At 38.8% G+C, this 24307-nt stretch carries 23 protein-coding genes; 20 read left to right on the plus strand and 3 right to left on the minus strand.

The window, feature by feature from the left end; genetic code table 11:
* Positions 1–246: 246 nt before the first annotated feature.
* Positions 247–1038, plus strand: a complete 792-nt coding sequence (gene spo0A / locus QF028_RS05020) for a sporulation transcription factor Spo0A (RefSeq protein ID WP_214713105.1) — start codon at positions 247–249, stop codon at positions 1036–1038.
* A gap of 79 nt (positions 1039–1117) precedes the next feature.
* Here spo0A and QF028_RS05025 read toward each other — a convergent pair whose 3' ends face one another.
* Positions 1118–1258, minus strand: a complete 141-nt coding sequence (locus QF028_RS05025) for a YycC family protein (RefSeq protein WP_215005197.1) — start codon at positions 1256–1258, stop codon at positions 1118–1120.
* Positions 1259–1296: 38 nt separating this feature from the next.
* Between QF028_RS05025 and QF028_RS05030 the strand changes: the two genes are divergently transcribed.
* The gene (locus QF028_RS05030) at positions 1297–2022 is read left to right on the plus strand and encodes a glycerophosphodiester phosphodiesterase (RefSeq protein ID WP_410888586.1); all 726 of its coding nucleotides are present in this window, start codon (positions 1297–1299) and stop codon (positions 2020–2022) included.
* A gap of 10 nt (positions 2023–2032) precedes the next feature.
* On the opposite strand, the gene QF028_RS05035 is transcribed toward QF028_RS05030, so the two are convergent.
* Positions 2033–2272, minus strand: coding sequence for a DUF2627 domain-containing protein (locus tag QF028_RS05035; protein ID WP_214717215.1), 240 nt, complete (start codon positions 2270–2272; stop codon positions 2033–2035).
* 185 nt (positions 2273–2457) lie between these two features.
* On the opposite strand from QF028_RS05035, the gene QF028_RS05040 reads away from it, so the two are divergent.
* The 18 genes from QF028_RS05040 to QF028_RS05125 all read left to right on the plus strand — a co-directional run bounded on the left by QF028_RS05040 (position 2458) and on the right by QF028_RS05125 (position 24080).
* Positions 2458–4533: a sigma 54-interacting transcriptional regulator gene (locus tag QF028_RS05040; protein ID WP_429464410.1), complete on the plus strand. Its 2076-nt coding sequence runs from the start codon at positions 2458–2460 to the stop codon at positions 4531–4533.
* Between the two features lie 131 nt (positions 4534–4664).
* Positions 4665–5576, plus strand: coding sequence for a phosphate butyryltransferase (gene yqiS / locus QF028_RS05045; protein WP_429472182.1), 912 nt, complete (start codon positions 4665–4667; stop codon positions 5574–5576).
* 24 nt (positions 5577–5600) lie between these two features.
* Positions 5601–6704: a Leu/Phe/Val dehydrogenase gene (gene bcd, locus QF028_RS05050; protein WP_215005185.1), complete on the plus strand. Its 1104-nt coding sequence runs from the start codon at positions 5601–5603 to the stop codon at positions 6702–6704.
* A 138-nt stretch (positions 6705–6842) separates the two neighbouring features.
* Positions 6843–7946, plus strand: a complete 1104-nt coding sequence (buk, locus tag QF028_RS05055) for a butyrate kinase (RefSeq protein WP_429464411.1) — start codon at positions 6843–6845, stop codon at positions 7944–7946.
* A gap of 21 nt (positions 7947–7967) precedes the next feature.
* On the plus strand, positions 7968–9389 hold the full coding sequence (lpdA, locus tag QF028_RS05060; protein WP_429464412.1) for a dihydrolipoyl dehydrogenase: 1422 nt from the start codon (positions 7968–7970) through the stop codon (positions 9387–9389).
* 35 nt (positions 9390–9424) lie between these two features.
* A complete protein-coding gene (locus QF028_RS05065; protein ID WP_410888582.1) occupies positions 9425–10420 on the plus strand; it encodes a thiamine pyrophosphate-dependent dehydrogenase E1 component subunit alpha in 996 nt (331 codons plus the stop codon).
* 12 nt (positions 10421–10432) lie between these two features.
* Complete coding sequence (locus QF028_RS05070; RefSeq protein ID WP_168245010.1) at positions 10433–11416, plus strand: alpha-ketoacid dehydrogenase subunit beta; 984 nt, start codon at positions 10433–10435, stop codon at positions 11414–11416.
* 138 nt (positions 11417–11554) lie between these two features.
* Positions 11555–12853 (plus strand): dihydrolipoamide acetyltransferase family protein, encoded by a 1299-nt coding sequence (locus QF028_RS05075; RefSeq protein ID WP_429464413.1) that lies wholly within the window; start codon positions 11555–11557, stop codon positions 12851–12853.
* A gap of 127 nt (positions 12854–12980) precedes the next feature.
* Positions 12981–14879 (plus strand): methylmalonyl-CoA mutase family protein, encoded by a 1899-nt coding sequence (locus QF028_RS05080; RefSeq protein WP_429464414.1) that lies wholly within the window; start codon positions 12981–12983, stop codon positions 14877–14879.
* On the plus strand, positions 14860–17058 hold the full coding sequence (gene scpA / locus QF028_RS05085; protein WP_429464415.1) for a methylmalonyl-CoA mutase: 2199 nt from the start codon (positions 14860–14862) through the stop codon (positions 17056–17058). The genes QF028_RS05080 and scpA overlap by 20 nt, the downstream gene beginning before the upstream one ends.
* A complete protein-coding gene (meaB, locus tag QF028_RS05090; protein ID WP_429464416.1) occupies positions 17058–18182 on the plus strand; it encodes a methylmalonyl Co-A mutase-associated GTPase MeaB in 1125 nt (374 codons plus the stop codon). Before scpA ends, meaB begins: the two co-directional genes overlap by 1 nt.
* Before the next feature lie 84 nt (positions 18183–18266).
* Positions 18267–18704 carry a BrxA/BrxB family bacilliredoxin gene (locus QF028_RS05095; protein WP_410888577.1) on the plus strand — a complete coding sequence of 146 codons (438 nt, stop codon included), beginning with the start codon at positions 18267–18269 and terminating at the stop codon, positions 18702–18704.
* Positions 18705–18836: 132 nt separating this feature from the next.
* Positions 18837–20009: a M20 family metallopeptidase gene (locus QF028_RS05100; protein WP_429464417.1), complete on the plus strand. Its 1173-nt coding sequence runs from the start codon at positions 18837–18839 to the stop codon at positions 20007–20009.
* Positions 20010–20223: 214 nt separating this feature from the next.
* On the plus strand, positions 20224–21000 hold the full coding sequence (locus QF028_RS05105; protein ID WP_429464418.1) for an ABC transporter substrate-binding protein: 777 nt from the start codon (positions 20224–20226) through the stop codon (positions 20998–21000).
* A gap of 62 nt (positions 21001–21062) precedes the next feature.
* Positions 21063–21722, plus strand: coding sequence for an amino acid ABC transporter permease (locus QF028_RS05110; protein ID WP_168245002.1), 660 nt, complete (start codon positions 21063–21065; stop codon positions 21720–21722).
* Positions 21715–22437: an amino acid ABC transporter ATP-binding protein gene (locus tag QF028_RS05115; RefSeq protein WP_215005159.1), complete on the plus strand. Its 723-nt coding sequence runs from the start codon at positions 21715–21717 to the stop codon at positions 22435–22437. The genes QF028_RS05110 and QF028_RS05115 overlap by 8 nt, the downstream gene beginning before the upstream one ends.
* A 112-nt stretch (positions 22438–22549) precedes the next feature.
* Positions 22550–23545 carry an aromatic acid exporter family protein gene (locus tag QF028_RS05120; RefSeq protein WP_410888573.1) on the plus strand — a complete coding sequence of 332 codons (996 nt, stop codon included), beginning with the start codon at positions 22550–22552 and terminating at the stop codon, positions 23543–23545.
* Between the two features lie 22 nt (positions 23546–23567).
* Positions 23568–24080, plus strand: coding sequence for a L,D-transpeptidase (locus QF028_RS05125; RefSeq protein WP_429464419.1), 513 nt, complete (start codon positions 23568–23570; stop codon positions 24078–24080).
* Positions 24081–24124: 44 nt separating this feature from the next.
* Here the strand turns inward: QF028_RS05125 and prli42 are convergent, their stop codons facing one another.
* The gene (prli42, locus tag QF028_RS05130; RefSeq protein WP_179195915.1) at positions 24125–24223 is read right to left on the minus strand and encodes a stressosome-associated protein Prli42; all 99 of its coding nucleotides are present in this window, start codon (positions 24221–24223) and stop codon (positions 24125–24127) included.
* Positions 24224–24307 lie beyond the last annotated feature (84 nt).

Consider the following 24307-nt stretch of genomic DNA (forward strand, 5'->3'; position numbering starts at 1 on the left):
TTTTTACATAAACATTTTTCGACAAAAAACATCCATATTTTGGAAATAACGCGGTTTACGTCGAAAAGGCGAGAAAAACAAAGAAAAGATTAGATTTTATCACTATTTTAAGAAATATTAAAAAAATGAGAGGAATTTTTGTTGCATTGTCGAATTTCTAATTTAGAATAGAATTAGGAGAATACAACTGATTAGAAATGTTAGATGAAATAGATCTTATGATTTAAACCCGAGGAGGAACTAGAAGTGAAGAAAATTAAAGTTTGTGTCGTTGATGACAATAGGGAGCTAGTTGGACTATTAGAGGACTTTATTTCGTCCCAAGATGATATGGAAGTTGTAGGAATTGCTCATAATGGACAAGAGTGTCTAGAAATGTTATCGACAACGGATCCTGACGTTCTAGTTTTGGATATTATTATGCCGCATCTTGATGGTTTGGCTGTACTTGAGCGCCTCCGTGATCTTAAAAAGGGAGTACTTCCCAACGTTATTATGCTCACTGCCTTTGGTCAGGAAGATGTGACAAAAAAAGCAGTTGAACTTGGTGCTTCCTACTTTATTTTGAAACCATTTGATATGGAGAATTTAGGAAGCCATATTCGACAAGTTAGCGGAAATAACAATTCATTTACACGAAAATCAACATCAACAACTTATCGTTCTCAAACTGAGCAAAAACCTAAAAATTTGGATGCTAGTATTACAAGCATCATTCATGAAATTGGTGTCCCAGCACATATTAAAGGATATCTGTACTTACGCGAGGCCATTTCAATGGTATATAACGATATCGAACTTTTAGGGTCAATTACGAAAGTGTTGTATCCAGATATCGCCAAAAAATATAACACAACAGCGAGCCGTGTGGAACGAGCAATCCGTCATGCCATTGAAGTGGCTTGGAGCCGGGGAAACATTGATTCCATTTCTTCGCTATTCGGATACACTGTCAGCATGTCTAAGGCAAAACCGACGAATTCTGAATTTATTGCCATGGTTGCGGATAAATTGAGGCTGGAACACAAGGCATCTTGAAATAATAATTAATTGTAAGCCTTCATCGAAAGAAATGAAGGCTTTTTTTTAACACTTAAAGTTGGTGTTTTTATTTATGTTATTTTTTCTCCTCTTTCTCCAATTCCATTAATTTTTGGATGAGAATATGTTGGGGCATATGCATAATCTGTTCTATAGGCACATTTAACTTTTGGGATAGCTTGATTGCTGTTTCTGGTGATAACTGTAAAGGTTTCATTTGAAATTCCTCCAATTAGAAAGTTGGGAAGTGAAAATATGACTCAGATTTTTGCGCACCGTGGCTATTCGGCTTCTTTTGCAGAAAATACATTAGGAGCCTTTCGTGAAGCAGAAAAAGCAGGTGCAGATGGGTTGGAATTGGATGTTCAGTTAACAAAAGACGGCGAATTAGTTGTCATTCATGATGAAAAAGTAGACCGAACAACGAACGGGAACGGGTTTGTAAAAGATTTCTTATTTAAAGATCTTCGGAAATTGAACGCCAATCTAAAAAGCAAAAAAGAACCTATACCTGCATTAACTGAAGTTCTTGAGTGGCTCACATCCAATAGATTATTATGTAATATTGAATTAAAGAACGGGCTATTTCCCTATAAGGGGATGGAAGAAAAAGTCATTCAACTTGTTCGAAAATTTAATTTAATCGATCGGATTATTATTTCCTCTTTCAATCACTATAGTATTGTCTATAGTTACAGCCTAGCACCTGAAATTGAAATAGCCCCTCTTTTTCTTGAAGGCATCTACATGCCATGGATTTATTCCCAAGCGATCCGAGCTAAGGGGATCCATCCAAAATACTCAGTCATGTCTGATGATGTTATCATAAATACAATAAATAACGGGATTGCCGTACGGCCATATACTGTTAATAAAGAGATAGATATGCATCGCCTTTTTAAGATTAATTGCACGGCGTTTATTACGGATGATCCAGTAAAAGCGTTAAAAATACGAAAACAATATGAAAAGAGACCGTAGAGGCCTCTTTTTATTTTGTATTTTTAAACCTTTTTTGAACCTTGCTTCTTTTTCGGTCTCGATGAAAGATAAATCCTGCCACAAACCCTAGACCGCCGACAAAAAAGATAAACCCAGCTAGAAATTGCAACAATAAATTAGGGAATGGAGCTTGTAAAATCCCGAATAACATATCACGCATTAATTTAATACCAACAGCAGCCAAAATTCCAGGAATCAATACTATGATGAGGGCAATTATTCGCTTCATAAATAAATCCTTCCAGTTTCAAATTTTACTGTAATATCATGTCATATTAAGATTATATCTCATCAAAATATTATTATATAGATAAAATTTGTCAAGGATTGTGTTTGGTTATAAAATAGATATGAAAAAAGTTGCATATTTTTCTTAAGATGATATGAAAAAAATTTCTTAAAGGGGTAGAAAAAATGCAAAATGTCATGATTGTTGGTGCTGGTAAAGGTGGTACGGCAATCTTAAAAATTTTAAAAGAATCTGAAGTATTAAAAGTCAGTGTGGTAATTGATCGGAACTTGGATGCACCGGGAATTTTATTCGCACAAGAAGAGGGAATAAAAACAGGGGAAGACTGGCGCCCATTTTTAGCAGGTTCTATTGATATTATCATTGAAGTAACAGGAAACGATACTGTTTTCCAAGAACTTAGAAAAGCTAAAAGTCAAAATACCATTCTGATTCCAGGAAGCGTTGCATTTCTGGTCGCAAAAATTATGCAAGAAAAAGAGGAGCTAATTGAAAAGCATAAAAATGAATCCTACCAGCAGGAACTAATCTTTAATGCTGCAAATGATGGAATGATTGTTATTGATAAGTACGGAAAGGTCATTTTATTCAACAAACGGGCACAAGAAATCATGGGTGTAAAGAGTGTACAGGCAATTGGGAAATTTGTTGTTGATGTTATTCCAACAACAAGGCTGCCTCAAATTGTAGAAACAAGAAGAATTGAAGCAAACCAAGAAATGGTTCTGAGTAATGATAGAAAAATCATTACGACCCGTATTCCAATTATCGAGGAAAATGGGACCTTAATAGGTGCGTTTGCTGTTTTTAAAGATATTACTGAGGTTGTTAATCTTGCTGAAGAACTTACGGATTTAAAGGAAATTCAAACCATGTTGCAAGCCATTATCCATTCTAGTGATGATGCAATTTCTGTTGTGGATGAAAATGGCAGAGGCATTCTTATTAATCCAGCATACTCCCGTATTACTGGACTGACCCATGATCAGATTATTGGTCAACCAGCTACAGCGGATATTTCTGAAGGGGAGAGTATGCACATGAAGGTGTTGCAAACCAGAAGAGCTGTACGCGGCGTTCCGATGAGAGTGGGGCCAAACAAACGAGAAGTAATAGTAAATGTGGCCCCGATTATCGTAAAAGGGAAATTAAAAGGCAGTGTTGGCGTTATTCATGATATGTCCGAAATAAAATCACTGAATAGAGAATTGAACCGCGCACGACAACTGATCCGCAAGCTTGAAGCGAAATACACCTTTGAGGATATAATTGCTCAATCTGATGAAATGATGCTTGCGATTGAACAAGCTAAACTAGGAGCGAAAACACCTGCAACCGTTCTCCTTAGGGGTGAATCAGGAACCGGGAAAGAATTGTTTGCCCATGCTATACATAATGCAAGCGACCGTAAATATAACAAATTTATCAGGGTCAATTGCGCTGCAATTTCGGAAACATTGTTAGAAAGTGAACTATTCGGCTATGAGGAAGGTGCTTTTTCTGGTGCCATGAGAGGAGGAAAAAGAGGCTTTTTCGAAGAAGCTAATAATGGGAGTATTTTTCTCGATGAAATTGGTGAACTTCCAGTGAATACACAAGCAAAATTACTGAGAGTACTTCAAGAAAAAGAAATTATCCGAGTCGGTGGGACAAAGCCAATTTCCATTAATGTAAGAGTTATTGCGGCAACTAATGTCAATTTAGAAAAGGGTATTGCTAAAGGCTCCTTTCGGGAAGACTTATATTATCGTTTAAATCGAATGCCAATCCATATCCCTCCATTAAGGAAGCGAAAAGAGGAAATTCCTCTTTTAAATGAGCGGCTTATTCAAAAAATAAGCCAGGACTATGGACGAAACGTTGAAGGAATCACACCGGCAGCGTTACACCAGTTAATGGATTATGAATGGCCAGGAAATGTTCGAGAATTAGAAAATATTCTTGGCAGAGCGATTATTTTTATGAATTATTATGAGCTCCTTATTGATGTTCATCACCTACCAGAGTTAAAAAATAAAAAAAGCACAAATGAACCCTCTTTAAGCTACAGTAACGATTCCTTTGTGATAGACCGTTCCTTATCAGATATGATGGATGAATATGAGACGAAAATTATTAAGCAGACACTTCTTCGCTTAAATGGAAATAAGACATTGACAGCGAAAACGCTGGGATTGTCTGTGAGGAATTTATATTATAAGCTTGAAAAATACAACATTGAAAAGAATAGCATGCAATAAATTTCGTATTATGAAAAATGTTTCATACTTTAGGATGAATAATAAAGCGTTTTCATGGGGATTTGTTTGGCACGGAAATTGCATATTACATTATGGGAGTTGTAGTAAGAGGAGAAAGGGTTGATGACAACTTGTTGCTGGATTCACTAATTAACAAAGCAGCCCAAGTAAGTTCAAACACTGTTGCAGTTGCTGCTGCAGAAGATCTAGAAGTCATTGAAGCGGTTATAGCTGCATTAGACCGGAATCTTGCCAATTTTATTCTATTTGGTGATGAAGAAAAAATAAATTCAATTATTGAATTAAAAAAACAGAAAAACATTAGAAATAATTATCTAAAAGTTATCAATGCAAATTCTAATGCTGCTGCTGCAGAATTAGCTGTAAAGGCCGTTTTTAACAAAGAAGCAAATGTCTTAATGAAAGGTAATATTCCAACCAATATTTTCTTAAAAGCAGTCTTGAATAAGGAACACGGACTTAGGACTGGAAATGTTTTATCACATATAGCTGCATTTGAGGTTCCAGGTTTCAATCGTTTTACGATTGTAACAGATGCTGCAATGAATATTGCTCCCGATTTAGAAGAGAAAGCACAAATTATTAAGAATGCTGTTTCCCTTGCGAGGTCGATTGGAATAGAAATACCTAAAGTGGCCCCTATTGCTGCCGTGGAAGTAGTTAATCCGGCAATGCAGGCTACATTAGATGCAGCATTATTAACTGTGATGAATAAACGAGGACAAATATCTGATTGTATAGTAGATGGCCCGTTAGCTTTAGATAATGCCGTGTCAACACTGGCTGCCGAACACAAAGGAATTCATAGTGAAGTGGCGGGAAATGCAGATATTTTATTAGTACCCACTATCGAAGTAGGTAATGTATTATATAAATCATTAATATATTTCGCAAATGCAAAAGTCGGTGCGGTAATAGCCGGGGCAAAGGCACCAATTGTGTTAACGTCCAGAGCTGATTCTGCTGAAAGTAAGCTTTATTCTCTTGCACTGGCATTATGCTGTGCAACAACAAATAGATAGTCAATAATCGAGGAGGAATTTTACATGGAAATTTTCAAGTACTTAGAACAATACGATTATGAGCAAGTAGTATTCTGCCAGGATAAACAATCAGGATTAAAAGCAATTATTGCTATTCATGATACAACTTTAGGGCCAGCATTGGGTGGAACACGTATGTGGACTTATGCATCTGAAGAAGCTGCAATTGAAGATGCCCTACGCTTAGCAAAAGGAATGACTTATAAGAATGCTGCCGCAGGATTAAATCTTGGTGGAGGTAAAACGGTTATCATTGGCGATCCAAGAAAAGATAAGAATGAGGCCATGTTTCGTGCATTTGGCCGTTACATCCAAGGACTAAACGGCAGATATATTACAGCAGAAGATGTTGGTACAACAGTCGCTGATATGGATTTAATTCATGAAGAGACAGATTTTGTAACTGGAATTTCACCGGCATTTGGCTCATCAGGTAATCCTTCCCCAGTAACTGCTTTCGGTGTTTACCGCGGTATGAAAGCAGCGGCAAAAGAGGCGTTTGGAACAGATTCACTTGAAGGAAAAGTAGTTGCTGTTCAGGGTGTTGGAAATGTAGCCTATACACTTTGTGAATATTTGCATGAAGAAGGGGCTCAACTTATTGTAACGGACATTAATAAAGAGGCGGTTAACCGTGCTGTTGAAGCATTTGGTGCACTAGCGGTCGACCCTGATGAAATTTATGGTGTAGAATGTGATATCTATGCTCCGTGTGCTTTAGGGGCAACAATTAATGATGAAACGATTCCACAGCTAAAAGCAAAAGTTATTGCTGGTTCAGCTAACAATCAATTAAAAGATACCCGTCACGGTGATATCATCCACGAAATGGGAATTGTCTATGCTCCCGATTATGTTATTAATGCTGGCGGGGTAATCAATGTTGCTGATGAACTCTATGGCTACAACCAAGAACGGGCAATGAAAAAGGTTGAACAGCTTTATGCAACGATTGAAAAAGTAATTGAAATTTCAAAACGTGATGGTATTCCAACATATGTAGCAGCGGACCGGATGGCAGAAGAAAGAATTGCAAGGATTCGTAATTCAAGAAGCCAATTCCTGCAAAATGGCCACCATATCTTAAGTCATAGAATATCTAGATAGGCACTACTTTTTTAAAAAATATATTCGCAGAGCGCTGAATGGGAATTCAGCGTCTTTGCCTTTCATAGGGCACTTATAGTTATATTAAATTACCATACGACTTCAACCATAAGAAATCCAAAATGGAGGTCAAATACGTTGCAAGATAATGAATATCGGATTCTCGTCATCAACCCAGGCTCGACATCCACGAAAATTGGGGTTTTCGATAATGATATTTCCATTTTAGAAAAAACAATTCGTCATGATTCAGAGGATATAAACTCTTTTGCAAATATAATTGATCAATACGAATTTAGAAAAACAACAATTTTGGAAATACTGGATAATGAAGGTATAAATATTTCCAAACTGTCTGCTGTATGTGGCCGTGGAGGTTTGCTTAGACCAATTGAAGGTGGAACTTATGCCGTTAATGATGTGATGTTAGCTGATCTTCGGTCTGGTTATGCCGGACAGCATGCATCAAATCTTGGCGGAATCATTGCATACGAAATTGCTTCTGGACGAAATATTCCCTCCTTCATCGTTGATCCTGTTGTTGTTGATGAGCTTGAACCACTAGCGAGAATTTCTGGATTTTCCTTAATTGAACGGAAAAGTATCTTTCATGCCTTGAATCAAAAAGCAGTCGCAAGAAGGGTAGCAAAGGAATTAGGGGAAAAATACAATGACTTGAATTTAATTGTTACCCATATGGGTGGTGGGATTACCGTTGGTATCCATAAACATGGTAAGGTAATTGATGTTAATAATGGTCTTCATGGAGATGGGCCATTTAGCCCCGAACGTGCTGGAACCGTTCCAGTTGGGGATTTAGTAGCACTTTGTTATTCGGGGGAATATTACCGTGATGAAATAATGAAGATGCTTGTGGGCCAAGGTGGCCTTGTTGGCTACCTAGGAACTAATGATGCTGTAAAGGTAGAACAAAGAATAGCAGCTGGTGATGATGAGGCAAAGCTTGTATATGATGCAATGGCCTATCAAGTAGCAAAGGAAATTGGGGCTGCCAGTGCTGTATTATCAGGAAAAGTGGATGCAATTATATTGACTGGCGGTCTTGCTTACGGAAAAGGATTTGTGAAATCTATCACCGACCGAATTAATTGGATTGCTGATGTTATTGTTCAGCCAGGGGAAAACGAACTTCAAGCTCTAGCTGAAGGAGCACTACGAGTCTTACGCGGTGAAGAAGTGGAAAAAGTTTATCCGGGTAAATTTAAAACAGCTAAAATTTAAGGTACTTGGGGAGGAAAGAAAATGGCACAAGAATATGATTTGGTCGTTCTTGGCGGGGGAACTGGTGGCTATGTAGCTGCCATTAGGGCCTCTCAGCTTGGATTGAAAACAGCTATTGTAGAAAAAGGAAAACTTGGCGGGACATGTTTACATAAAGGATGTATTCCAAGTAAAGCGCTTCTTAGAAGTGCGGAAGTTTATGCAACAACCAAACATAGTAAAGATTTTGGAGTTATCACTAGTGATGTAACGGTTGATTTTAGTTTAGTACAGGACCGGAAAAATAAAATAATTGATCAACTTCACAAAGGAGTTCAGCATTTAATGAAGCAAGGCAAAATCGATGTCTATGAAGGATTAGGCAGAATCCTGGGGCCATCCATCTTTTCACCGATGCCGGGAACCATTTCTGTTGAAATGAATAACGGGAAAGAAAACGAAATGCTGCTTCCGAAAAATGTAATTGTCGCAACAGGTTCTAGACCGAGGACACTTCCGGGTCTTGATTTTGATGGCGAATATATAATGTCCTCTGATGAAGCATTGCAGTTAGAAACACTTCCAAGTTCCATCATAATTGTTGGTGGGGGTGTAATTGGAATTGAATGGGCGTCTATGTTATCGGATTTTGGTGTGTCAGTAACGGTTATTGAGTATGCTGACCGCATTATTCCGACAGAAGACAAGGAAATATCAAAAGAAATGCAGCGCTTAATGAAGAAAAAGGGAATTAAACTTGTCACAAGTGCAAAAGTGCTCCCAGAAACGTTGGTTAAGGATAATGGCGTGGCGATTTCTGCAGAAGTTAAAGGTGCATTGAAAGAGTTTAAAGCAGAAAAAATTCTAGTTTCGGTTGGACGTCAAGCAAATACAGAAGGAATTGGGCTTGATAATACAGAAATACAAGTGGAGAAGGGTTTTATTTTAACAAATGAATTTTTTCAAACAAAAGAATCACATATTTATGCGATTGGTGATGTGATTGGTGGATTACAACTGGCCCATGTTGCTTCACATGAAGGGATTGTAGCTGTTGAACATATCGCTGGGAAAGATCCTTCTCGATTTGACTATAATTTGGTCTCTAGATGTATTTATAGTAATCCGGAAGTTTCAAGCGTCGGGATAACAGAAGATCAAGCAATAGAAAAAGGTCATAAAGTGAAAATTGGAAAGTTTTCTTTCCGTGCTATTGGGAAGGCACTTGTTTTTGGAGAATCTGATGGCTTTGTAAAAATTGTTGCTGATGAGGAGTCCAATGATATTCTTGGGGTGCATATGATTGGTCCACATGTAACGGATATGATTACCGAGGCAGGACTTGCGATGGTATTAGATGCGACACCTTGGGAAATTGCACATACAATTCATCCACACCCAACTTTGTCAGAGGCAATTGGTGAGGCTGCACTCGCAGTTGATGGGAAAGCAATCCATTCTTAAATGTATGTAACGAACAATAGGGAGGTATGAAATAAATGACAGAAAAGCGTCATGATGCTTTAGGTTTAAGCGACGGAAAAGTATTGGAAATGTATGAAACTATGCTTTTAGCCCGCCGAATTGATGAACGGATGTGGTTATTGAACCGTGCTGGTAAAATACCATTTGTTATTTCTTGTCAAGGTCAAGAAGCAGCACAGGTGGGAGCAGCATTTGCACTAGATCGTGAAAAAGATTATGTTCTTCCGTATTATCGTGATATGGGGGTAGTATTGGCTTTTGGTATGACCCCAAGGGAACTGATGCTATCCGGTTTTGCAAAAGCAGAAGACCCTAACTCTGGTAGTCGGCAAATGCCTGGCCATTTTGGCCAAAAGAAAAATCGGATTGTCACAGGTTCTTCGCCAGTTACAACTCAAGTTCCACATGCAGTTGGAATTGCCCTTGCCGGGAAGATGGAAAGGAAAGACTTGGTAACGTTTGTAACATTTGGAGAGGGTTCCTCTAACCAAGGGGATTTCCATGAGGGGGCAAACTTTGCAGGTGTACATAAACTTCCAGTTATCTTTATGTGTGAAAATAACAAGTACGCGATCTCTGTCCCAATCGAAAAACAATTAGCATGTGAAAAGGTTTCAGATCGTGCAATTGGATATGGTATGCCTGGCTTTACTGTTAATGGGAACGACCCATTAGAAGTTTATAAAGTCGTAAAGGAAGCAGCGGAGCGTGGCCGTCGTGGGGAAGGCCCTTCATTGATTGAAACCATATCGTATCGTCTAACTCCACACTCTTCTGATGATGACGACCGTTCCTACCGTGCTCCAGATGAGGTTGCAAAAGCCAAAACACAAGACCCAATTATAACTTTTGGGGCCTATTTAAAGGAAACTGGTGTCATGGATGATGAGATGGAAAAGGAAATAAATGACCGCGTGATGAAGCAAGTGAATGAAGCGACTGACTATGCAGAAAATGCTCCTTATTCTGCACCTGAAGAAGCACTGAAATATGTTTATGCGGACTTGTAAGGGGGATGTAACATGGCGATAATTTCATATATAGATTCAATCACAATGGCAATGCGAGAAGAAATGGAACGAGATCCAAGGGTATTTGTCCTTGGTGAAGATGTTGGCGTAAAAGGCGGTGTGTTTAAGGCGACGCAAGGATTGTATGAGCAATTTGGGGAAGAGCGTGTCATTGATACACCACTTGCCGAATCAGCAATTGCTGGGGTAGGAATCGGTGCAGCGATGTACGGCATGCGGCCGATTGCCGAAATGCAATTTGCCGACTTTATTATGCCAGCAGTTAATCAAATTATCTCGGAAGCAGCAAAAATCCGCTATCGCTCCAATAACGACTGGAACTGTCCGATGGTTATTCGTGCGCCATACGGCGGGGGTGTTCATGGTGCACTTTATCATTCCCAGTCAGTTGAAGCTGTTTTTGCTAATCAGCCTGGATTGAAAATTGTGATGCCCTCCACACCTTACGATGCGAAGGGACTATTAAAAGCTGCCGTCCGTGACAATGATCCGGTATTATTCTTCGAACATAAACGGGCCTATCGATTAATTAAAGGTGAGGTCCCGACTGATGATTACACTCTTCCAATCGGAAAAGCGGATGTAAAGCGCCAGGGAGAAGATATTACTGTTATTACTTATGGTCTATGTGTTCATTTTGCCCTTCAAGCCGCTGAAAAATTAGCGAAGGATGGAATCTCAACACATATTCTTGATTTGAGGACCGTGTATCCACTTGATAAAGAAGCAATCATTGAAGCTGCATCGAAAACGGGTAAGGTCCTTCTTGTTACAGAGGATAACAAAGAAGGCAGCATCATTAGCGAAGTCTCTGCGATCATAGCTGAAAATTGCTTATTTGAATTAGATGCACCAATTATGCGCTTAGCTGGACCGGATGTACCGGCAATGCCGTATTCTCCAACAATGGAAAAATTCTTTATGGTAAATCCGGATAAAGTCGAAAAAGCCATGCGCGAGCTTGCTGAGTATTAAACGAAAAGCGGAGGCGACTTGTTCAGCCCCGACAAGCGATGGAGGTCCTGACGGTGAAGTCGTTTTTGACTTCATTGGCAGGACCGAAGCGACTCGAGGGGCTAGGCGCCGGAGCTGGACAATAGGAGGTTGTAAAAAGTGGTAATTGAACAAATCAAAATGCCTCAGTTAGGGGAAAGTGTAACCGAAGGTACGATTAGTAAATGGCTCGTATCCGTTGGCGATAAAGTAAATAAATACGACCCCCTAGCAGAGGTTATGACAGATAAGGTAAATGCAGAAGTTCCATCCTCCTTTACAGGTGTGGTTAAGGAGTTAATCGCTGAAGAAGGTGAAACATTAGCAGTTGGTGAAATGATTTGCACAATTGAAATGGAAGGTGGAACTCCCCAGGAAACTGCTGCTTTAGTAACAAGCGATGCCACTGCACAAAGCGCTGCAGTAAGTGTAGAACCAGTGGACCAAGGAAACAAGGCCCGTTATTCACCTGCAGTTCTAAAAATTTCTCAAGAGCATGGGATCGATTTAACAAAGGTGTCAGGCACCGGTGCTGGCGGGCGAATTACTAGAAAAGATCTATTAAAATTAATTGAATCAGGAAAAATTCCAGTTGCAGAACAAAATGTTGAAGCTAACCAAGAGACAGCAGTTGTGGAAGCACCAACACAAGCAGCATCTCAGTCAGTTTCTACGCCTACAGCATCTGCACAATCTGTCAATATTCCGGTTGCAGTTGGTGATATTGAAATCCCTGTGACAGGCATCCGCAAAGCGATTGCCGCTAATATGCTGCGCAGTAAACACGAAGCACCGCATGCCTGGACAATGATTGAAGTGGATGCAACTAATTTGGTGGAGTACCGCAACTCCCTCAAAGATGAATTTAAGAAAAAAGAAGGCTTCAATTTAACTTTCTTCGCTTTCTTTGTCAAAGCCGTTGCGCAAGCACTGAAAGAATTCCCGCAAATCAATTCTATGTGGGCGGGAGATAAAATCATCCAAAAGAAAGATATCAATATTTCGATAGCAGTGGCAACGGATGATGCTCTCTATGTTCCCGTCATTAAACAGGCAGATGAAAAAACAGTTAAGGGGATTGCGCGTGAAATCTCTGAACTTGCAGTCAAAGTGAGAACAGGCAAGCTAAGATCAGAAGATATGCAAGGCGGAACCTTCACAGTAAACAACACCGGTTCATTCGGCTCTGTTCAATCAATGGGTATCATCAATTATCCGCAAGCAGCCATTTTGCAAGTGGAGTCCATCGTCAAGCGTCCAGTTGTCATGAATAATGGAATGATTGCTGTCCGTGACATGGTGAATTTATGTATGTCACTTGATCATAGAGTGTTGGACGGACTTGTTTGCGGCCGATTCCTACAACGCGTAAAAGAAATACTTGAAAATACATCAAAATCAACAACTTCGATTTATTAAACAAAACAACCGCTACCATGCTTGGCAGCGGTTATCTTGTTTTTAATTGCTTGAATAGTGTTTGTACCATAAAATAGTACTTAGTAGAATTAATTGAATTTTAATTCAATTATGTATAATGGGGGGGATGAAAAGTTTGGAAAAAATAAAGAATCAGTCTTTTCCTTCAGGGTCCACACATGAATGGAAAACTAAAGCAGAGCAATCTTTAAAAGGAAAAACGGTTGAATCCTTACAAACTACTACATATGAAAACATTATTTTGAAACCGCTTTATACCCATCAAGATGAGCGACCAGTACCTGATTTTCCAGGAGGTTCAGATTTTAGAAGAGGGACCTATCCGTTAGGTTACTTGACGAATGACTGGGTGGTCGCCCAACAACTATCCTATCAAACCGCAGAAGAGTTGGAGCAGAAACTCAGACAATCATTTAATAAAGGCCAAACGGCTATTTCATTTAAAGTCTCAAAAGCTTTACTAGATGTCGAAACAAACCTAGCAAAATTATTAGGAGAATTCTATTGTCAATATCCATTCTCAATTAACGCAAAAAGTTTACAAATTACTTTTCTTTCGGAATTAGAAAGAATGGCGGATCAAGAAGGGGCTATCGACAATCTCCGAGGATATATTGGGGCTGATCCCGTCGCCATTTTCGCTGAAGAGGGGTGTATTTCTGAGGAATTTTTCAATGATTGGGTAAAAAACATTGTCCACTCAAATGAGAAATTACCTAATGTGCGTACAATTCTAATAGATACTGCTCCATATCATAATGGTGGGGCGAGCGCTGTTCAAGAACTAGGGATCGCAATGGCTGAAGGGATATTTTATCTTGAAAACTTTCAGAATGAAGGCATGGAACTGGATGAAATCTTTACAAAAATGATCTTCCAATTTTCGATTGGCAGCAATTTTTTTATGGAAATCGCAAAACTTCGCGCCGCTCGAGTACTGTGGAATCGAATAAGTAATGTTTACGGATCTTCTGATGATATGGGCAGGATGCATATAGCTGCTGAAACTTCTTCTTTCACAAAAACAGTAAATGACCCGTATGTTAACCTTCTGCGCGCTGGAAATGAAGCATTTGCGGCCGTGGTTGGTGGCATTCAATACTTGCATGTGCGACCCTTCGATGATCTCACAGGTGCGACTTCGTTTTCGGAAAGAATTGCTAGAAATACTCAACTTCTTTTGAAGGAAGAAGCACATCTAACAAAAGTGATAGATCCTGCTGGAGGTTCTTGGTATATAGAAGAACTAACCAATGATTTAGCTGAAAAAGCTTGGGGATTTTTTCAACAAATTGAAGCAAATGGTGGCATTCTAGAAACTTTAAAATCAAATTGGCTGCAGCAGGAGATTGCTGTTGTCTATGAAAAAAAGAATCAAGATGTTCAAACAAGAAAGAAAAGCATTGTTGGAACAAATGTCTACGCTAATCTGGATGAAATTGTTACGCATAAAAAAACTCAAACGAGAAATTCATATTTTACTACTATGGAAAAATCGTTAATAAAAATGGAGGCCATTCCGGATCTGAGATTGGCAGAACCATTTGAAGAATTGCGAAAAAAGGCAAAGGATCTCGAAGAAAAATTAGGCTCAAAGCCGACTGTAGGGATGATTTGTCTTGGTGGATTAAAGCAGCATAAAGCAAGACTTGATTTTATGAAGGGCTTTCTTGCAGCAGGCGGTTTGAGAGCAGCCGAAAGTAAGCCGATATTATCTTTAGAGGAAGCTAGACAATTTATTTTAGAAACTCCTGCCAAGTATTATTGCTTATGCGGTACGAATGAACAATATGAAATAATCGGTTATGAAATCCTGCCTGCTCTAAAAACTGAATTCCCTGAGTTGATTTTTTACTTAGCAGGCCTTCCAGAAAAAGAGGAACTGGACCAATGGAAGGATGCTGGTATTAAGCAGTTTATCCATATGAAAAGCAATTGCTACGAAACGCTAACGTCAATCCTTAACGACCTGGAGGTGAGCAAGGTTGAAGAAACAAAAGCCTGATTTTCAAAATATTTCTTTATTTGACGATCAAAGTTTTATGACCAAAGAAGAGTGGCAGCAAAAAGTACACCAAGAGATAAATACCTCGATTGATGATTTACTGTTCGAGACAAATGAACAAATCAGTTTAAAACCGCTCTATACAAAAGAAGATCGTGAAGACCTTGAGCATATAGACAATCTGCCGGGACTCCCTCCTTATACAAGAGGGCCTTATCCAACGATGTATGTTAATCGGCCGTGGACAGTGAGACAATATGCAGGCTTTTCAACTGCAGAGGAAAGCAATGCCTTTTATCGCAGAAATTTAGCGATGGGGCAAAAGGGATTATCGGTTGCCTTTGATTTAGCCACTCACCGCGGCTATGACTCTGATCATCCACGTGTTGTCGGAGATGTCGGTAAAGCAGGGGTGGCCATTGATTCTATCCTTGATATGAAGACGTTATTTGAGGGGATACCTTTAGACCAAATGTCCGTTTCAATGACCATGAACGGGGCCGTTCTGCCCATTCTTGCTTTTTTCATCGTGACGGCTGAAGAACAAGGTGTAAGTCAGGAGAAGCTGGCTGGAACCATCCAAAATGACATTTTAAAGGAATATATGGTTCGTAATACTTATATTTACCCTCCGGAAATGTCAATGAAAATAATAGCTGATATTTTTGAATATACGTCAAAATACATGCCAAAGTTTAATAGTATTAGTATTTCGGGCTATCATATGCAGGAGGCTGGTGCACCAGCTGATTTAGAACTAGCTTATACACTAGCGGATGGTCTGGAATATGTACGTACGGGTCTCAAGGCAGGAATTGAAATAGATTCATTTGCACCAAGATTATCCTTTTTTTGGGCAATTGGGATGAATTATTTCATGGAAGTAGCTAAAATGCGTGCCGCTCGATTGATTTGGGCAAAAATGATGAAATCTTTTCATCCGAAAAATGAAAAATCATTAGCGTTACGCACCCATTCGCAAACATCTGGCTGGAGTTTGACAGAGCAAGATCCTTTTAATAATGTTACACGTACATTAATCGAAGCACATGCTGCGGCAATGGGGCATACCCAATCCCTGCATACAAACGCCTTGGATGAAGCGATTGCACTGCCAACTGATTTTTCTGCTCGGATTGCTCGTAACACGCAATTGTTTTTGCAAGAAGAAACGGGGATTACAAATGTTATTGATCCGTGGGCAGGATCCTATTACGTTGAAAAATTGACAGATGAATTGGTTAATAGAGCATGGACACATATTGAGGAGATTGAAGGTCTAGGTGGCATGGCTAAAGCCATTGAGACTGGGCTTCCAAAAATGAGAATTGAAGAGGCAGCCGCTAGAAGGCAAGCGCAAATTGATTCTGGAAAAGAAGTCATCATTGGTGTCAACCGTTATCGCCTTGAGAAGGAAGAAGCAATTGATATTTTAGATATCGATAATACAGCAGTTCGATTGAAACAAATTGAAAAATTAAATGTATTAAAAGCTAATCGTGATGACAAAAAAGTGGAAGAAACGATAACCGCTTTAACGAAAGCAGCGGAAACAGGTAAGTACAACCTCTTGGAGCTTGCTGTCAAGGCGGCAAGAGCGAGGGCAACTCTTGGGGAGATTTCCGATGCCATCGAAAAAGTAGCAAATCGACATAAAGCGGTCATCCATGCAATTAGCGGAGTATATAGTAAAGCTTTTAGTAATGAAGAAGAAATTTTGATAGTAAAAGAAATGTCCGACGAATTCCTGAAGAATGAAGGTAGAAGACCCAGAATTCTGATTGCAAAAATGGGTCAGGACGGACATGACCGCGGGGCAAAGGTCATCGCCACTGCATTTGCTGATTTGGGGTTTGATGTTGATATTGGTCCATTATTCCAAACACCAGAAGAAACGGCCTTGCAGGCAATTGAGAACGATGTCCATGTTATAGGTATGAGCTCGCTTGCTGCTGGGCACAAGACGCTATTGCCACAATTAGTGGCTGAACTGAAAAAACTAGGACGTGAAGATATCTTAGTTGTTATTGGTGGTGTTATTCCAGCACAGGATTACCAATTTTTATACGATAACGGAGCAGTGGCTATTTTTGGACCTGGGACAGTGATTCCGATAGCAGCGCAAAAAGTAATCAAGGCAATTTACCTTCAACTCGGTTATGAGGAAGTGGCAGAGTAATGGCTGCAGATCAAAAACCCGAATGGAGCGATCCAAGAAAGCACGAACTTTGCTCAAGTGTGGTAAGAAAAGGGGAGGAACTTGAAGGTCAAGCAACTTCTTTGCAAAAAAATATTCGATTTAAAAAACGTAACTCTTCAGAACTAGAAGTTGAAGAATTATTTGACGGGGTGCTAAAAGGAAACAGAGGCTTGCTTGCTCGTGCTATTACTCTTGTAGAAAGTAATGCAGAGCATCATTTCCAAAAATCACAAGAGTTACTGCAAAGATTGCTGCCTTACAGCGGAAACTCGATAAGGGTTGGAATTACTGGGGTGCCTGGTGCTGGGAAAAGTACTTTTATCGAAGAGTTTGGAATGTATCTCTGCAGTTTGGGTCTAAAGGTGGCTGTATTAGCAATTGATCCAACTTCGAGTATCTCGGGTGGTAGTATTTTGGGAGATAAAACGCGTATGGAACAGTTAGCAAGGAATCCACGTGCGTTTATCCGTCCGTCACCATCGGCAGGAAAGCTCGGTGGTGTTCATCGAAAAACAAGAGAATCGATGCTGCTATGTGAGGCAGCGGGATTTAATGTGATATTAATAGAAACGGTCGGCGTCGGACAAAGTGAATTTATCATCAGGGATATGGTCGACTTTTTTATGCTTCTGGTGCTGACTGGGGCAGGTGATGAACTGCAAGGCATGAAGAAAGGGATCCTGGAGCTTGCTGATGCGATAATTGTCCATAAAGCAGACGGGGATAATAAACAAAAGGCAGAATTGACAAGGAAAGATTATAATCGAATCCTTCACTTTCTGCAGCCATCGACAAAAGGTTGGATTTCAAAAGCCCATACCTGTTCATCTTTGACTCAAGAAGGAATTGATAAGATATGGGAAGTTATTCAAGCTTTTGAATCGAGAGGAAAGTTCACTGGAGTATTGGAAGATAGAAGGAATGCCCAATCAAGAGAATGGCTCCATGCAATGATTACGGATCAGTTGCACTATCATTTTTATCACCATCCTGAGATCATGAACCAGCTGCCAAAATTAGAGAATGAAGTAATTACCGGTGGAAAGACAGTCGCTTCTGCTGTGGAAAGTCTTTTTAAGACTTTTTTTCAAAAAAAAGAATAAGCTGCCACAAGTATTGATATTTGATAATCAAACATTTTTACTGTTAATATGTAGATATAGTCATAAATCTAAGGAGTGAATCTAATGAGCATGGATTTTAATTTTTTTATGAATGATGTTGTTAGCCAGGCACGTCAAGAAATCGTGTCTGCCGGATATAAAGAGTTGAAAACACCTGCAGATGTAGAGGAAGCACTTGAACAAAAAGGGACCACTTTAGTAATGATTAATTCAGTATGTGGTTGTGCGGGTGGTGTTGCACGTCCTGCAGCAGCACATGCCTTACATTATGATAAGCGCCCGGATCACTTTGTCACTGTTTTTGCTGGACAGGATAAAGAAGCAACCGAAAAAGCAAGAAGTTATTTCACTGGCTATCCGCCATCCTCCCCATCATTTGCCCTTTTAAAGGACGGCAAGATTATTACAATGGTTGAAAGACATCAAATCGAAGGTTTTGATCCAGCAACAGTCGTGTCAAAACTCCAAAAAGAATTTGATGAATATTGCGAAGAAGTTTAATATAAGAATCCGAATGAAGGAAAGGCCAAATCATCAATTGATTTGGCCTTTTGTTCTTGTCAAAATGATATTTTTAATGTATATTTATTAATTATTTTGCAATTTTAATCATACTAAAGGGGAGATTTTAGCATGAAGGATTTATTAAAAAATTATTTAGAAATTATTAAACATAGATTATGGGAGATAAGTGATTCTTTGTATCATCATCCTGAATTAGGGGATCAAGAATTTGAATCTAGCAAACAGTTAATAGAATTCCTTGAGGAACATAAATTTGTAGTTGAAAAAGGAATTGTTGGCCGAGCTACTGCTTTTAAAGCGGTATACAACTCTAAGAAGGAGGGACCAACCATTGCCTATTTATCGGAATATGATGCATTGCCTGAGGTTGGACATGGGTGCGGTCATAATCTGATTGGAACGATGAGTGCCGGGGCTGGAGCTCTCTTAAGTAAAGTGGTAGATGAAATTGGCGGACGTGTAGTTGTATTAGGAACACCTGCTGAAGAAACAAACGGTGCAAAAGTTCCAATGGCTGAACAAGGTATTTTTGATGGTATCGATGCAGCTATGATTTTACACCCGGCTGATGAATCTTATGAGAGTGGTGATTCATTAGCGATGGATGCGATTCAATTTGACTTCCGTGGCAGAACAAGTCATGCAGCAGCTTCTCCAGAGATGGGAATTAATGCACTGGATGCTGTTATACAATTATTTAATGGCATCAATGCACTTCGTCAACATGTGACTTCTGATGTTAGAATCCATGGGATTATTAAAGAAGGCGGAGTAGCAGCCAATATTGTCCCAGATAAAGCAGTAGCTCAGTTTTATGTTCGAGCAAAGGATCGTACCTATTTAAACGAGGTTGTTCAAAAGGTAATTAATATAGCAAAAGGTGCATCTCTAATGACAGGCGCAGAGGTTCATATTGAAAACTACGAATTGAGCTATGATAATATGGTTACCAATCAAGCATTATCCCAATTATTCACAGACAATCTCTTAGCGGCAGGTGTAAAGCAAGTTAAGAAAGCGAAGGATTCATATGGTTCCATTGATATGGGAAATGTAAGTCATGTTGTTCCTGCGATACATCCTTATATTGGTCTTGATTCGCCTGGACTAATTGCACATACAAGGGAATTTGCCGACTTAACCATCACTGACAATTCCCATCAAATTCTTTCTAGAGGTGCCTTGGCCCTTGCCTTAACAGGATTTGATTTAATAATCAATAAGGAAGCATTGGAAAAAATGAAAAATGAATTTAGGCAAACAGTAGTAGGCAATCATTAACATAATCTCAAAAAGGCATCTCTTCTCAAGGAGGTGCTTTTTATTTGCTTTTAATATTAGTTCAATATATCAAAGTGCAGAATTTTTGGAATATTTTTATATTAGGATAATATCTTTTCAAAACAAATCTCATGTGTTAATATTCGTTTTGTTGAATAAAAATTCAAATTCAAATTAGAATAAGCAGATATTATTAATCATAGGAGGAGACATCATGAAAAAAACATTTTTATTTTTTACCATGATTTTAACATTAGTAGTGTTGGCTGCTTGCGGACAAGGTAATAAGGACGGAGCAGATGGAGAAAAAACAGGAGATAACAAAGTTTTAACAATGGCTACATCAGCTGATTTTGCTCCATTTGAATCAAGAGATCCATCAGGTAAGGTCGAGGGATTTGATATTGACTTAGCCAATGCTATTGCAAAAGAATTAGGTTATAAACTAGAGATTAAAGACATGAAGTTTGATGGTTTAATCGGTGCAATACAGGCTAAACGTGTGGATATGGTACTTGCTGGTATGTCAGCAACAGAAAAACGCAAACAAAATGTTGATTTTTCAACGGCTTATAATCATTCAGGTGAAATGTTTATCACGCTTAAAGATTCTAAAATTAAAACTATCGATGATCTTAAAGGAAAAACGGTTGGAGTACAGTTAGGAACCATTCAAGAAGAGGGTGCCAAAACACTTCAAAAAAAGGTTGATTTTACGATTAAGCCGCTAGACAATGCAACAACTTTAATTCAAGAACTATTATCAAATCGTATCCAGGTTGCTTATATGGATAAATCAGTTGCAATAGGATATGTAAAGGAACAAGGTTTAGCTGGATTTGATGATCCAACAACAAGTTCTCCTGGAATGGCAGTTGCATTTCCAAAAGGCAGTGACTTAACTGATGATGTAAATAAGGTCCTTAAAGACATGGAGGAGAACGGAAAACTCCAAGAATTAAAGGACAAGTGGTTAAAAGACCAGCAATAAGCATAAAATGAATGGCAACTAGACTAATGGCGCAAAGAAAATTATAAAGTGAGGTGTAAGGCATGAATTTGGACTTTAGCCAAATTGTGCCTTATATTCCTTTTATTTTAGAGGGAATATGGGTTACATTAAAATTTGTTATTATTTCGATTATTTTAGGTTTTATCCTCGGCACAATTTTAGCTTTGTGTAAAATTTCACGAATCAAAGCATTAAATTGGTTTGGAGATGCATATACATCTATTTTTCGTGGTACACCATTAATTTTACAATTAATGCTAATCTATTTTGCGATCCCGCAATTAACGGGTTATGACATCTCACCATTTTTATCATCAATCTTAGCTTTTGGCTTAAATTCTTCCGCCTATGTTTCGGAGATCATCAGAGCCGGAATTCAAGCGGTTGATAAAGGTCAAACCGAAGCAGCTCAAGCACTAGGTGTTCCTTATCGTCTCATGATGAAGGACCTAATCTTACCTCAAGCACTAAAAAATATCTTACCTGCATTGATGAATGAATTTATTACCTTAACAAAAGAGTCAGCCATCGTTTCTACGATTGGTTATCTAGATTTGATGCGTCGTGCGCAAGTTGTCGGAGCGGATACTTATCGTAATTTTGAACCATTAATCTTTGTTGGATTAATCTATTGGATCTTAGTAATGGTGCTGACTTTGGCAGGGAAACGGTTTGAACGGAGGCTGAAGTACAGTGATTAAAGTAGAAAACCTCTATAAACAATTTGGCAATAACGAAGTGTTAAAAAATATCTCAACCAATATTGATAGTGGGGAAGTAGTTTCGATTATTGGACCATCTGGATCTGGTAAATCCACCTTTTTACGCTGTTTAAATTTATTAGAGACACCAACGCAAGGGAAAGTTTGGATTAATAATCAAGAGATTACTGATAGCAAAACGAATATAATGAAAGTTCGTGAACAAATTGGTATGGTTTTTCAACACTTTTATTTATTTCCACATCTGTCGGTTTTGGAAAACTTAACCTATGCTCCGATGAAAGTAAAAGGCGAATCGCGAGAACTTGCTGAAAAAAAAGCACGCGAATTGTTAGCTCGTGTGGGGCTTACCGAAAAAGAAAAAGCCTATCCGAATAATTTATCAGGTGGACAGAAGCAGCGTGTTGCCATAGCTCGTGCACTTGCCATGGAACCGAAGTTAATGTTATTTGATGAGCCAACATCAGCGCTAGATCCAGAAATGGTCAAGGAAGTACTTAATGTTATGAAGGATCTTGCTCAATCCGGTATGACTATGGCTATTGTTACACATGAAATGGGATTTGCTCGTGAGGTTTCTGACCGTATTATCTTCCTTGATGAAGGGGTATTACTAGAAGAAGGCTCTCCTGATGAATTTTTTAATAACCCTCGTACAAGCAGAGCAAAGGACTTTTTAGAGAAAGTATTGTAGTAGAATCAATCTTTACTATCAGGATTTCTTGCAAAAAATACTTTAATAGGGATATGCTAAAGATGGTCTAATCGATCATCTTTTTTATTTTTTCTATTTTGGGGAGATTACTATGAAATTTCGCATTGGCTACCGAACAATTAAAACAGCTGTTGGTACTGCTATTTCGATTTTAATTGCGCAGCAGCTTGGACTGGATAATTTTGCTTCCGCTGGCATATTAACCATTTTATGTATTCAGGTGACGAAGCGGAGATCGCTCCGAACAGCAGGCGATCGATTTTTAGCTTGTGTATTAGCGATGCCATTTTCGGCTATATTTTTTGAGGGAATCTCCTATCACCCAATTGTTATTGGGATCATGTTATTTTTCTTTATACCGACGATTGTGATGCTGAAGGCACCTGATGGTATTGTGACCAGCAGTGTCATTATTTTACATATTTATATGGCAGAGAAAATCTCCCTGGCAATTTTTTTTAATGAACTTGGTGTGATCACGATTGGAATTGGCGTGGCACTACTGATTAATCTTTATATGCCGAGCGTTGATAAAAAATTAAAGGACTATCAAAACGAAATTGAGGAGAATTTTAAAATCATTTTCGGTGAAATGGTATGTTATTTACGGACGGGAGATAGTAATTGGGATGGAAAAGAGATTACGGTTAGTGCTCGTTTACTAGATGAAGCTATAACGCTAGCTCTTCAGGATGTTGAAAACCATTTTTTACGAGATGACAATTTATATTTTCATTATTTTAAAATGCGAGGGAAGCAATTTGAAATTATCGAACGTATCTTACCGATTGTCACCTCCATTACACGTACAGTAAAGCAAGGGCATATGGTAGCTGAGTTTCTGGAAGAACTTTCTGAGAATGTTCATCCTGGAAATACAGCTCATATTTATATTGAAAAATTAAGAGAAATGAAAAAGGAATTTGAGGAAATGGAGCTCCCGAAGACAAGAGAAGAATTTGAAACCAGAGCAGCCTTACTTCAACTAGTAAATGAAATGAATGACTATCTGATTATAAAAAGTTCGTTTAAAGGAATAAAAACTTCTTCAAAAGTGAATGAACAGAAAAAGATTGAAGCAAACTAGGAAAAAAAGGCAGGTGGCTGCTTTGATAAAAATCTTATCGCCAATCCTGATTACTTTTTTCATTTCACCATTTTGGCCGTTGGGGCCAAACCCTATGCCAGGCGATCCATTTGTTATTGTTAACAAAAGTAACAATGAAATGGCGTTTATTGATGAAAACAAAGTCCAAACTGTTGTAAGTGTCGGGACGGGTAAAACCCAAGAATTAACTCCGGAAGGTCTTTTCACTATTACGGTAAAGGCAAAAGAGCCTTATTTTCGGAAAGGGAATATTTCTGGAGGGGATCCAAAGAATCCACTAGGGGCCAGATGGATTGGCTTTGATGCAAAAGGAACAGATGGCAGAACCTATGGCATTCATGGGACGAATCAGCCGGCTTCTATCGGTAAATATGTCTCTCAGGGCTGTATCCGCACACAGAATGAGGTTGTTACTTCGCTTTTTCCGTTAATTCCATTAGGAACAAAGGTATTAGTTATCTCTTCCAAAAAATCATTTGAGGCACTTGCCAAAGATAATGGGGCAATACAATAGGGAAAGGGACTGTTCAATTTGAACAGTCCCTTCCTTTTGTATATTTATGATAGAAATGTACCAATTCCGATTAGGAGAGTTGAGGCAAGCATAGCGAATAACATTAAATAAACAATGATTTTTCTCGTTTTCTTACTTTTCATTATGGGTACCTCCTTAACATTTTGGCGCTTTATATCTATTGTACAAGGAAAATCAAAAATGAACAACGGAACAACTAAGTAATT

The organism is Neobacillus sp. B4I6, assembly GCF_050434045.1.
In the GTDB taxonomy this organism is placed as follows: Bacteria; Bacillota; Bacilli; order Bacillales; family Cytobacillaceae; genus Neobacillus.